At 67.1% G+C, this 11667-nt stretch carries 10 protein-coding genes; all 10 read left to right on the forward strand.

What is annotated here, in order from left to right; translation table 11 throughout:
* Positions 1 to 49 precede the first annotated feature (49 nt).
* The 10 genes from ACJ4V0_RS04010 to ACJ4V0_RS04055 all read left to right on the forward strand — a co-directional run bounded on the left by ACJ4V0_RS04010 (position 50) and on the right by ACJ4V0_RS04055 (position 11655).
* Positions 50 to 1360 carry a hydroxymethylglutaryl-CoA reductase gene (locus tag ACJ4V0_RS04010; protein WP_448298265.1) on the forward strand — a complete coding sequence of 437 codons (1311 nt, stop codon included), beginning with the start codon at positions 50 to 52 and terminating at the stop codon, positions 1358 to 1360.
* Positions 1361 to 1427: 67 nt separating this feature from the next.
* On the forward strand, positions 1428 to 2459 hold the full coding sequence (dctP, locus tag ACJ4V0_RS04015; RefSeq protein WP_448298266.1) for a TRAP transporter substrate-binding protein DctP: 1032 nt from the start codon (positions 1428 to 1430) through the stop codon (positions 2457 to 2459).
* A 69-nt stretch (positions 2460 to 2528) separates the two neighbouring features.
* Complete coding sequence (locus ACJ4V0_RS04020) at positions 2529 to 3047, forward strand: TRAP transporter small permease subunit (RefSeq protein ID WP_448298267.1); 519 nt, start codon at positions 2529 to 2531, stop codon at positions 3045 to 3047.
* Positions 3044 to 4369 carry a TRAP transporter large permease gene (locus ACJ4V0_RS04025; protein WP_448298268.1) on the forward strand — a complete coding sequence of 442 codons (1326 nt, stop codon included), beginning with the start codon at positions 3044 to 3046 and terminating at the stop codon, positions 4367 to 4369. The genes ACJ4V0_RS04020 and ACJ4V0_RS04025 overlap by 4 nt, the downstream gene beginning before the upstream one ends.
* 124 nt (positions 4370 to 4493) lie before the next feature.
* Positions 4494 to 4832: a hypothetical protein gene (locus ACJ4V0_RS04030; RefSeq protein ID WP_448298269.1), complete on the forward strand. Its 339-nt coding sequence runs from the start codon at positions 4494 to 4496 to the stop codon at positions 4830 to 4832.
* A 71-nt stretch (positions 4833 to 4903) separates the two neighbouring features.
* Positions 4904 to 6343, forward strand: a complete 1440-nt coding sequence (locus ACJ4V0_RS04035; RefSeq protein WP_448298270.1) for an amidase — start codon at positions 4904 to 4906, stop codon at positions 6341 to 6343.
* A 149-nt stretch (positions 6344 to 6492) separates the two neighbouring features.
* Positions 6493 to 8097: an ABC transporter substrate-binding protein gene (locus tag ACJ4V0_RS04040; protein WP_448298271.1), complete on the forward strand. Its 1605-nt coding sequence runs from the start codon at positions 6493 to 6495 to the stop codon at positions 8095 to 8097.
* A 68-nt stretch (positions 8098 to 8165) separates the two neighbouring features.
* Positions 8166 to 9107: an ABC transporter permease gene (locus ACJ4V0_RS04045; protein WP_448298272.1), complete on the forward strand. Its 942-nt coding sequence runs from the start codon at positions 8166 to 8168 to the stop codon at positions 9105 to 9107.
* Positions 9104 to 10042: an ABC transporter permease gene (locus ACJ4V0_RS04050; protein WP_448298273.1), complete on the forward strand. Its 939-nt coding sequence runs from the start codon at positions 9104 to 9106 to the stop codon at positions 10040 to 10042. The genes ACJ4V0_RS04045 and ACJ4V0_RS04050 overlap by 4 nt, the downstream gene beginning before the upstream one ends.
* Complete coding sequence (locus tag ACJ4V0_RS04055; RefSeq protein ID WP_448298274.1) at positions 10039 to 11655, forward strand: ABC transporter ATP-binding protein; 1617 nt, start codon at positions 10039 to 10041, stop codon at positions 11653 to 11655. Before ACJ4V0_RS04050 ends, ACJ4V0_RS04055 begins: the two co-directional genes overlap by 4 nt.
* The last annotated feature ends 12 nt before the right edge of the window (positions 11656 to 11667 follow it).

Consider the following 11667-nt stretch of genomic DNA (forward strand, 5'->3'; position numbering starts at 1 on the left):
AAAATCAAGCGTGGCCCGACAGCGCGGCCACCATGTGAGGAAACTGCCGATGACTGCCGACACGTCGCGTCGCAACGCCGTCAATTCGCGTCTTGCGAACTACCGCAACCTCGAGCCGACCGAGCGGATCGCCATGCTCTCCGGCGCGGTGGGTCTCACCGAGGCCGAGCAGGCGCTGCTGTCGTCGCCCGGCGCCCTACCGCTGACCCGCGCCAACGGCATGATCGAGAACGTCGTCGGTACATTTGAGCTGCCCTTCGGCGTTGCCACCAATTTCCAGATCAACGGCCGCGACTATCTCGTGCCGATGGCGGTGGAGGAACCCTCCGTCGTCGCCGCCGCCTCCTACATGGCGCGCATCGCCCGCGGCTGCGGCGGCTTCGAGACCTCGTCGACCCTGCCGATCATGCGCGCGCAGGTGCAGATCGTCGGCCTGACCGATCCCTACGGCGCGCGGCTGCGGCTGCTCGGCGCGCGCGACGAGATCGTCGCGGCGGCAAACGCCAAGGACAAGGTACTCATCTCGCTCGGCGGCGGCTGCCGCGACATCGAGGTCCACGTCTTTCCGAACACCCCGCGCGGCGCCATCGTCGTCATGCACCTGCTGGTCGATGTGCGCGACGCCATGGGCGCCAACACCGTCAACACCATGGCGGAGACGGTCGCCCCCATCGCCGAGCGGGTGACCGGCGGGACGGTGCGCCTGCGCATCCTCTCCAACCTCGCCGACCTGCGCATCGCCCGCGCCCGCGTCAGCCTCACGCCAGAGGCGCTCGAAACGGCCGAATTCTCCGGCCAGCGTATGATCGACGGCATCCTCGACGCCTACACCTTCGCGGCGGTCGACCCCTACCGCGCGACGACCCACAACAAGGGCATCATGAACGGCATCGACCCGGTCGTCGTCGCCACCGGCAACGACTGGCGCGCCATCGAAGCGGGCGCCCATGCCTATGCGGCGCGGTCCGGGCGCTACACCTCGCTCTCGACGTGGGAACTCTCCACCGACGGCCGCCTCGTCGGCACGCTGGAAATGCCGATGGCGCTCGGCCTCGTCGGCGGCGCGACCAAGACCCATCCGCTCGCCCAGCTCTCGCTCAAGATTCTCGGCGTCCAGTCGGCCCAGGAACTGGCCGAGGTGACGGTGGCGGTCGGACTCGCCCAGAACATGGCGGCGCTGAGGGCGCTGGCCACCGAAGGCATCCAGCGCGGCCACATGGCGCTGCACGCCCGCAACATCGCCATCGTGGCGGGGGCCACCGGTGCGGAGATCGAGACAGTGGCGGCGGAACTCGCCGCCGCCCACGACGTGCGGACCGACCGCGCGAAGGAGATTCTGGCGCGGCTCCGTCAGGGCTGACCAGCGCATGCGGGGCGTGCCTCGGCGCACGCATCCGTCCAAAACGACAACAATCCTGGAGGAAGACATGACACTCGATCGACGCATCGTACTCAAGGGCGCGGCCGTCGCCGCCGCCGCCACCGGCCTCGCCGCTCCCGCCCTGGCGCAGAGCCAGGTGAAGTGGCGCATGCAGGCGCTGTGGGACCCGGGCACGACCCCGCAGAAGTTCGAGGAGCGCTTCGTCAAGCGCGTCGGCGAGCTGACCGGCGGCAAGTTCACCATCGACCTCTTCGCCGGCGGCCAGATCGTCCCGGCAGCGCAGGCCTTCGACGCGGTCCGCGGCGGCGCCTTCGAGATGATGAAGACCTTCGACGGCTACGAGGCCGGCAAGATCCCGGCCTTCGCCTTCACCTCGACCATCCCCTTCGGCTTCCCCGAGTCCGACCAGTACGAGGCCTGGTTCTACGAGATGGGCGGACTGGAGATGGCCCGCGAGGCCTATGCGCCCGCCGGCCTCGTCTATATCGCGCCGACCATCTACGGCCAGGAGCCGATCCATTCGAAGGTGGCGATCACCAAGATCGCCGATCTCGCCGGCAAGAAGGGCCGCTTCGTCGGCCTCGCCTCCGCCGTCATGGCCGCCTTCGGCGTCTCGGTCTCGCCGCTGCCGACGGGCGAGGTCTATTCGGCGCTCGACAAGGGCGTCATCGACATCGCCGACCGCGGTGACCTGACCGCGAACTTCGAGGCGGGCCTCGCCGAGGTCGCCAAGCACGTCGTGCTGCCGGGTGTCCACCAGCCGACCACGGCGACGAGCTATGTCGCCAACCGGCGCGCCCACGACGCCCTGCCGGCCGAGTTCAAGGCGGCGCTGACGGTGGCGGCGCGCGAGATCTCGACCAGCCTGCGCCAGCACATCCTCGTGCAGGACGTTCTTGTGCTCGACAAGTACAAGGCCAAGGGCTGCACCATCCACACGCTGGACGGCGCCGACATCCTCGCCAATCGCCCCAAGGCTGTCGCGGCCTGGCAGGCGGCGACCAAGGACAACGCGCTGGCGAAGAAGATCCTGACGAGCCAGATCGACTTCATGAAGAAGCTCGGCGTCCTCGCCTGACGCACACATGGCGGCCGGGCGCCCCGCGTCCGGCTGCCCTCCCCAGCGCGTAGTCCCGAGGAGCAGGACGTGCCGCCGATCATCAGCGCCTTCACGCGCGCCGTCACCGCGCTGAACCGGGCGGCGTTCCACCTCGCCGCGCTCTCCATCTACGCCATCGTGCCGGTGATGCTGATCGACGTGGCCATGCGCTATGTCTTCAACAAGCCGACGGTCTGGGCGATGGAGCTCGCGGTCCTGATCTTCGGCCCCTATTTCCTGCTCGCCGGCCCCTATGTCCTGCACCTCAAGGGGCACGTGGCCATGGACATCGTCCGCCAGCGCCTGTCGCCGGCCGCCGGCCGGCTGGTGGACCTCGTCAACATGCCGATCATCATCGTCTTTGCCGGCATCCTGCTCTGGTACTCGCTGCCGCTGGCGATCGACTCGTGGAACTACGGCGAGACGTCCTTCTCCGCCTGGAACCCGCCGATCTGGTGGGCCAAGGCAGCGGTGCCGCTGGCTCTCGCCCTCATGCTCGCCCAGGCGATGGCCGAATTCCTCCGGTTGCTGTTCCGCGACCCCAGCCTTGAAGCGGTCGCGTCATGACGCCGGCCCTCTCCTCCACCGCCATCCTCGTCATCATGTTCGGCGGGCTGACGCTGTTCATGATGACGGGCCTGCCCATCGCCTTCGTCCTCGGCGGGCTGTCGCTGGTCATCACGGTCACGCTGTGGAACCCGCAGGCGGTGGTCATCCTCGTCCTGCAGATCTTCGACACGATGAAGTCGGAGGCGCTGCTCGGCATCCCGCTCTACATCCTGATGGCGGCGCTGCTGTCGCGATCGGGGATCATCGAGAAGCTTTACCGCGCCATGGAGCTGTGGTTCGGACGGCTGCGCGGCGGCCTCGCCATCGGCACGGTGGTGATCTGCGTCATCATGGCGGCGATGACGGGCGTGGTCGGCGCGGCTGTCACCGCCATGGGCCTGCTGGCCCTGCCCGAGATGCTGCGGCGACGCTATTCGCCGGAACTCGCCACCGGCACGATCTGCGCGGCCGGAACGCTCGGCATCCTCATTCCGCCGTCGGTGCTGATCATCGTCTATGCGATCACGGCGCAGGTCTCGATCGGCAAGATGCTGATGGCCGGCATCGTGCCGGGCCTCATCCTGGCGACGCTCTACATCGGCTATATCGTCGTGATCTCGTGGCTGAAGCCCGAGATGGCCCCGCTTTCGGACGACACCGGCGACGTGCCGCTCGCCGAGAAGCTCGCGGCCCTTACCTCGCTCATCCTGCCGACCCTCATCATCGTGATGATCCTCGGCTCCATCTTCTTCGGCGTCGCCACACCGACGGAAGCGGCCGCCGTGGGCGTCCTCGGCGCCCTCATCGCCGCGGCGATGGAGAAACGGCTGACGCAGGAGGCTCTCGTCTCCTCCGCCATCGACACCGCCAAGGCGACCGCGATGATCCTGTGGATCACCATCGGCGCCAAGGCCTATGTCGCTATCTTCACCGGCCTCGGCGGCGCGGATACGCTGCTCGGCCTGATCAAGTCGATGGACGTCGCCCCTATCGTGATCCTGCTGGTGATGATGGCGATCCTGATCTTCCTCGGCACAGTGCTGGACGAGATCGGCATCATCCTGCTGACCGTCCCGGTCTTCATTCCGGTGGTGAAATTCCTCGGCTTCGACGAGATCTGGTTCGGCGTGCTCTACGCCATCACCATCCAGATGGGGTATATCTCGCCCCCCTTCGGCTACACGCTCTTCTACATGAAGGGCACCCTGCCGCCGCACCTCTCCATGGGCGTCGTCTATCGCGGGATCATGCCATTCTGGATCCTGCAGGGAATTGGTCTCGCCATCGCCATGGCCTTCCCGGGCCTGATGACCATCCTGCCAGCCCTCATGGACCGATAGGACCGCCGCAATATCGATATGCCAATGCGGCATCGGTTTTGGCTTGCCATTTTTTCCATGATAGTGGAGCGTAATTCCATCAAACAGGAAAGACGCTGCACCCATGCGCCGCAGGGCGAGGCCAATGCTGATCGGAACGCGGGGCAAGCCGGCCCCGGCGACCTCCGCCCCGTCGGCTGCACGGCACAATGGCGGACCGCCGCTCGACGACTATGACGGACCGCCCTGGGGCAAGGGCGACCCTCACATGTTCCTGCACTGGAAGCGCGCCCACAAGGCGGCCTGGAAGAGCGTGTCGGCGGATGTCATGCGGTTCCGCATGGAGAAGGCCGACCGGCTCGGCCTGACCTATGAGGAGTACACGCTCGAGATCATGGAGCGGGGCCGCTACCTCCAGGTGGAGGACACCGAACGCATCGCCGAGATCAAGGCGCTGAGGCGCAGGCGCCGCCGGCCCGCATGACCGTCGCCCGCCTTGCCCCCTATCATTGGGGCACGTCGCCGTTGCATGCTGCGTCGCGGGAGCCCCGTTTCATGACCATCTATTCGACCGCCATCTCCGAACTCGACGCCTTCGCGCTGGGGGACGCCTTCCGGCGTCGGACCCTGTCGCCCGTCGAGGTCGCCAGGGACGCGCTCGACCGGGCGGAGGCGAGCCAGTCCAGCATCAACGCCTTCTCGCTGATCGATCGCGAGCGGACGCTCGGCTGGGCCCGCCAATCGGAGGCTCGCTGGGCGAAGGGAGAGCCGCTCAGCCCCTTCGACGGCGTCGGCGTCACGGTGAAGGACAACATGGCCGTCGCCGGCTGGCCGTCGATGAAGGGATCGAAGGTCGTCCCGACCACGCCGATGAGCTTCGACGCGCCGGTTACCGCCCGCTGCAGGGAGGCGGGCCTCGTCATTCTCGGTCTCACAACCATGCCGGAGTTCGGCTGGATCGGCTTGTCGACCTCGCCGCTGACCGGCCACACCCGCAACCCGTGGAACAGGGAGCGCACGGCCGGCGGATCGACCTCCGGCGGCGCTGCCGCGGCCGCGCTCGGCATCGGCCGCTTCCATCTCGGCTCGGACGGCCTCGGCTCCATCCGCATCCCGGCCGCCTTCTGCGGTGTCGCCGGCATCAAGGCCACTTATGGCCGCGTGCCGGCCTACCCGATCTCGGTGATGGGCGAACTCGCCCATCTCGGGCCCATCGCCCGCGACGTGCGCGAGGTCGCCGCCCTCCTCACCATCCTGTCGGGACCGGATGCCCGCGACCCGATGGCCTGGAACACACCGGCCCCCGACTATCGCGTCGGGCTCGACGACGGCGTGCGGCGTCTCAGGATCGCCTATTCGCCGCGCCTCGGCTTCGTGAAGAAGCTCGACCCGCAGGTGGAGAAAGCGGTGGCGGCTGCGGCGGCGACCTTCGCCGCCATGGGCGCCATCGTCGAGGAGGTCGATCCGCCGATCGAGGACCCCACCCCCATCGCCTGGGACATCTGGAACGCCGGCGCAGCCTTGGCGCTCTCTCCCTATGACGCCGAGCAGCGCAAGACGATGGATCCCGGTCTCGTCGGCTGCGCCGAGACCGGCTCCCTGTTCACGGCGGCCCAACTGATCGACGCCCTGCTCTATCGGCGCACGAAGACCGTCATCGCCATGGCCGAGTTCTTCGACCGCTACGACCTGCTGATCACGCCGACCATGCCCACCGGCGCCATTCCGCTCGGGGCCGACCTGCCGCCTTCGGGATTCGCCGGGCAGTCCGAGTGGGGACCGTTGTGGACCGACTGGTGCCCCTACACGCCGCCCTTCAACGTGACCCAGCAGCCGGCTGGCACCGTGCCCTGCGGCCTCGACGCGGACGGCCTTCCCATCGGCCTGCAGATCGTCGGCTGGAAGCGCCAGGAGGCCCTCGTTCTCAGGGCCATGCGGGCCTTTGAATCCGAGCGCCCGTTCGCACGCGTCCCGATGTCGCACACGCGCGCCTAAGTCGCAGCCGTCTGCTTGGTTTTTGCGCGGCAGTTGCCTGCGCAACGGGATTGACACCGCTCGACCAAGCATCGTCTGATCCGCACTTCTCGCGGCCAGGGGTCGATCAGGGGTCGAGCCCGGCTGCGGAGTTCCAGGGGAGAGTCGTCATGAAATCCGTCAAATTGTCCCGCCGCACGGTGATGGCCGGCGCCGCCGCCGCAAGTGCGCTGGCGAGTTCCACGGGCGCCTCCGCCCAGGGTTCGGCGAACGTGCTGCGCGTCGTGATGCACTCGGATCTGCGCATCATCGACCCGATCTGGACGACCGCCTACATCGTCCGCAACTACGGCTACATGATCTACGACACGCTGTTCGCCCTGGATTCCAAGGGCCAGGTGCAGCCGCAGATGGTCGACAAGTTCACGGTCAGCGACGACAAGCTGACCTACACGTTCACCCTGCGCGACGGCCTGATGTGGCACGACAACACGCCCGTCACGACTGCCGACATCATCCCCTCGATCCGCCGCTGGTCCGCCCGCGACCCGCTCGGCCAGACCGTGATGGGTTTCGTCGCCTCCATGGAAGCTAAGGATCCCAAGACCTTCGAGATCAAGCTGAAGGAAGCCACCGGCCTCCTCATCTTCGCCCTCGGCAAACCCTCGTCGAACGTGCCCTTCATGATGCCGAAGCGCGTCGCCGAGACCGACCCGAACACCCAGATCACCGAGTTCATCGGCTCGGGTCCGTTCATGTTCGTGCGTGACGAGTGGAAGCCGGGCGACAAGGCCGTCTATGCCAAGTTCGCGGGCTACAAGCCGCGCTCCGAGCCGGCCTCGGGCCTTGCCGGCGGCAAGGTCGCCAAGGTCGACCGCGTCGAGTGGCGCGTCATCACCGACCAGCAGCAGGCCATCAACGCCCTGCAGGCCGGCGAGATCGACATCATCGAGTCGCCCAGCCATGACCTTCTGCCGCTGCTGAAGTCGGACGACAACGTCAAGCTGTTCAACTGGAACGTGCTGGGCAACCAGTACACCATGCGCTTCAACCACACGACGGCGCCGTTCAACAATCCGAAGATCCGCCAGGCGGTGCTCTATGCGCTGAACCAGGAGGACTTCCTGAAGGCGACCATCGGCGATCCGGAATACTACAAGGTCTGCAAGGCCATGTTCGTCTGCGGCTCGCCGCTTGAGACGATGGCCGGCATGGAAGACAAGCTGGAATCGAACTTCGCCAAGGCGCGCCAGCTCCTCCAGGAGGCCGGCTACAATCGCGAGCCGGTCGTGCTGCTGCACTCCACCGACCTGCAGGTTCTCACCAACCTCGCCCCGGTCGCCAAGTCGCTGCTCGAGCGCGCCGGCTTCGTCGTCGACATGCAGTCCATGGACTGGCAGACGGTCGTGGCGCGCCGCGTGAAGCGCGACCCGCCGACCCAGGGCGGCTGGAGCGCCATGCTCACCTCGTGGGTGGCGGCCGACATCCTCAACCCGGTGATGGCCGGCTTCTTCAACGCCTCCGGCGACAAGGCGGCCTTCGGCTGGCCGAGCGACCCGGAGATCGAGGCGCTGCGCGCCCGCTATGCCCGCGCCGCGACGGCGGCCGAGCAGAAGCAGATCGCCGAGGCGGTCCAGCGCCGCGTGTCGGAAGCCCCGACGCACATCCATCTGGGTCAGTGGTACTCGCCGGGCGCCCACCGCAAGAACATCTCGGGCTGGCTCGAATCGCCTGCCCCGGTGTTCTGGAACATCGAGAAGGGCCGCGGCGCGTGAGGAATTGACGACTGGCGGCCGGGTTCTCCCGGCCGCCACCTTCCCATTGCAGTCAGGCCCCCTTTCCAATGCTCTCGTATATCCTTCGACGCCTTGCGGCGACCGTCCCTGTATTGTTCACCGTCGCCGTGATGGTGTTCCTGATGCTGCGCCTGACGCCGGGCGACCCCGCCGCGATCATCGCAGGCGACAATGCCACCACGCAGCAGATCCTCGACATCCGCACCAAGCTCGGTCTTGAGCAGCCCATCCTCCAGCAGTTCTTCATCTGGCTCAGCGGCCTTCTGCGCGGCGACCTCGGCGAGAGCTTCTTCTTCCGCAAGACGGTGTTCGAGCTGATCTCGGAGCGCATCGAGCCGACCCTGTCGCTGGCCTTCCTGACCATCGTCCTCGCCGTGATGATCGCCATTCCGCTAGGCGTCATCGCCGCCTACAAGCAGGGAACCTGGATCGACCGCATCGTCATGGGCTTCTCGGTGATCGGCTTCTCCGTGCCGGTCTTCGTGATCGGCTATCTCCTCATCTACGTCTTCGCGATCAAGCTCGGCTGGTTCCCGGTCCAGGGCTACCAGCGCATCGGCGGTGGGGTGTGGCCCTGGTTCCGCAGCCTCGTGCTGCCCGCCGTGACGCTCTCCGTCATCTATGTCGCGCTGATCGCCCGCATGACGCGCACCAGCGTGCTGGAAGTGCTGTCCGAGGACTATATCCGCACCGCCCGCGCCAAGGGGCAGACGGAAGTGAAGGTGCTGTTCCAGCACGCGCTCAAGAACGCCGCCGTGCCCATCGTCACCGTGGTGGGCATCGGCGTCGCGCTGCTGATCGGCGGCGTCGTGGTCACCGAAAGCGTTTATTCGATTCCGGGCCTCGGCCGCCTGACGGTGGACGCGGTGCTCGCGCGTGACTTCCCCGTCATCCAGGCGATCATTCTCGCCTTTTCCTTCGTCTACGTCATGATCAACCTGCTCGTCGATCTGTCCTATACGATCTTCGATCCGAGGATCCGCTATTGACCGCCCCCGCCTCCTTCGAACCGCTGCCGGCCGCTGACGCGCCCGTCGCAGCGCCCGCAAAGCCGACGGTCTGGCGCAAGCTGTTCCGCAACACCTCGGTCATCATCGGCCTCTCCATCGTGCTGATCATGGTCTTCATCGGCCTGATCGCGCCGCTGATCGCCACCTCCGACCCCTCAGCCATCAACCCCGCCGCGCGCAACCGCTTCCCCATGGCGGAAAGCAGCATGCGCCTCGACGACGGCACGCGGGTGACGGTGAAGCACTACATGGGCACCGACACGCTCGGCCGCGACGTGTTCTCGCGCGTCATCTACGGCGCGCGGGTGTCGATCTTCATCGGCGTCGCCGTCGCGATCCTGTCGATCGGCATCGGCCTCGTCATCGGCCTGGCCGCCGGCTACATCCGCTGGCTCGATGGCATCATCATGCGGATCATGGACGGGTTGATGGCGATTCCCGCCATCCTGCTCGCCATCGCAGTGGTGTCGCTGTCCCGCGCCGGCCTCGTCTCGGTCATCATCGCCATCGTCGTGCCGGAGGTGCCGCGCGTCGTGCGCCTCGTCCGCTCGGTGGTCCTGTCGGTGCGCGAGGAGCCCTATGTCGAGGCGGCGATCATGTCCGGCACGCCGACCATCAAGCTCATCATCCGCCACATCCTGCCCAATACGGCGGCGCCGCTGATCGTGCAGGGCACCTTCATCTGCGCCTCGGCGATCCTGGTGGAGGCGATCCTCTCCTTCCTCGGCATCGGCATCCCGCCGGACGTGCCGACCTGGGGCAACATCATGGCCGAGGGGCGACAGCTCTTCCGCATCTTCCCTCACAACATCCTCTATCCGGGCATCTTCCTCGCCCTCACGGTTCTCGCCGTGAACATGCTCGGCGACGGGCTTCGCGACACGCTCGATCCGAAAATGGAGAAGCGCGGATGAGCGCCCCGATCCTCGATATCAAGAACCTGACGGTCGAACTGCCCAAGGGCGCCGACCGCAAGAACGCCGTGGAGAACGTCTCCTTCTCCGTCTATCCCGGCGAGATCGTCTGCGTCGTCGGCGAGTCCGGATCGGGCAAGTCGGTCTCTTCGCATGCGGTGATGGGGCTTCTGCCGAAGGGCCAGCTCAAGGCCACGGGCGGCGAGATCCTCCTCCAGGGCGAGGACGTGCTGCAGGCCAGCGGCAGCCGCCTCAGGGCGCTCCGCGGCACCCGCATGTCGATGATCTTCCAGGAGCCGATGACCGCGCTCAATCCGGTCGTCACCTGTGGTGAACAGATCGACGAGGTGCTGGGCATCCACACCGATCTCGGCGCCACCGAGCGCAAGGAGAAGGTGCTCGCGGTGATGGAATCGGTGCGTCTTCCCGACCCGGAGAAGATGTACGACGCCTATCCGCACCAGCTGTCCGGCGGCCAGCGCCAGCGCATCATGATCGCCCAGGCGCTGGTGCTCGATCCTGCTCTCCTCATCGCCGACGAGCCGACCACGGCGCTCGACGTGACGACGCAGGCGCAGATCCTGAAGCTGGTGGCCGAGATGCAGGAGCGCCGCGGCACCGGCGTGCTGTTCATCACCCACGACTTCGGCGTCGTGGCCGAGATCGCCCACCGCGTCGTCGTCATGCAACATGGCAAGGTCGTCGAGACCGGCACGGCCACCGAGGTGCTGAAGAGCCCGCAGCACCCCTACACCAAGATGCTCATCAACGCCGTGCCGACGCTCACCCCTCCGGTGCGCGAGGAGCGTACCGGCGCTCTGGCGCTCGAGACGGTGAAGCTGTGCAAGGTCTATGGCGGCGGCGGCTTCTTCCAGAAGAAGCGCGAGGTGCGCGCCGCCTCCGACGTCGAGATCCGCGTGCGGCGCGGCGAGACGCTCGGCATCGTCGGGGAATCGGGTTCCGGCAAGTCGACGGTGGCGCGCTGCATCGCCCGCCTGATCGAGCCGACCTCCGGCGGCATCCTCGTCAGCAACATCGACATCGCGAACCTGCGCGAGCGCCAGCTCCGTCCGCACCGCAAGCACTGCCAGATCGTCTTCCAGGACCCCTACCGCTCGCTCAATCCGCGCCGCTCGGTCGGGGCCTCGATCATCGAGGGGCCGATCAACTTCGGGCAGAGCGAGGCCGACGCCATCGCCAAGGCGCGCGACCTGATGAACCTCGTGGGCCTGTCGCCCGACGCCCTCGACCGCTATCCGCACCAGTTCTCCGGCGGCCAGCGCCAGCGCATCTGCATCGCCCGGGCACTGGCCATGGAGCCGGAGATCCTCATCGCCGACGAGGCGGTCTCCGCCCTCGACGTGTCGGTGCAGGCGCAGGTGCTCGACCTCCTCGACGACGTCAGGAAGAAGTTCGACCTCGCGGTGCTGTTCATCACCCACGACCTCAGGGTCGCGGCGCAGATCTGTGACCGCATCGCGGTGATGCAGAACGGCGTCGTGGTCGAGCACGGCAAGACGGCCGACATCTTCGCCGCCCCCCAGCACGAATATACCCGCGCGCTGTTCGAGGCGGCCCCCGGTCGCAACTTCCAGTTCGCCCGTGTGGCCTGACAGGGACGGGAG

The organism is Phreatobacter aquiterrae, from assembly GCF_053471285.1.

Excerpts from the sequence above, each read along its gene's own strand:
- ACJ4V0_RS04040 (WP_448298271.1), top strand. The coding sequence starts at position 6,493 with ATGAAATCCGTCAAATTGTCCCGCCGCACGGTGATGGCCGGCGCCGCC.
- ACJ4V0_RS04030 (WP_448298269.1), top strand. The coding sequence starts at position 4,494 with ATGCTGATCGGAACGCGGGGCAAGCCGGCCCCGGCGACCTCCGCCCCG.
- dctP (WP_448298266.1), top strand. The coding sequence starts at position 1,428 with ATGACACTCGATCGACGCATCGTACTCAAGGGCGCGGCCGTCGCCGCC.
- ACJ4V0_RS04010 (WP_448298265.1), top strand. The coding sequence starts at position 50 with ATGACTGCCGACACGTCGCGTCGCAACGCCGTCAATTCGCGTCTTGCG.
- ACJ4V0_RS04045 (WP_448298272.1), top strand. The coding sequence starts at position 8,166 with ATGCTCTCGTATATCCTTCGACGCCTTGCGGCGACCGTCCCTGTATTG.
- ACJ4V0_RS04035 (WP_448298270.1), top strand. The coding sequence starts at position 4,904 with ATGACCATCTATTCGACCGCCATCTCCGAACTCGACGCCTTCGCGCTG.
- ACJ4V0_RS04055 (WP_448298274.1), top strand. The coding sequence starts at position 10,039 with ATGAGCGCCCCGATCCTCGATATCAAGAACCTGACGGTCGAACTGCCC.
- ACJ4V0_RS04025 (WP_448298268.1), top strand. The coding sequence starts at position 3,044 with ATGACGCCGGCCCTCTCCTCCACCGCCATCCTCGTCATCATGTTCGGC.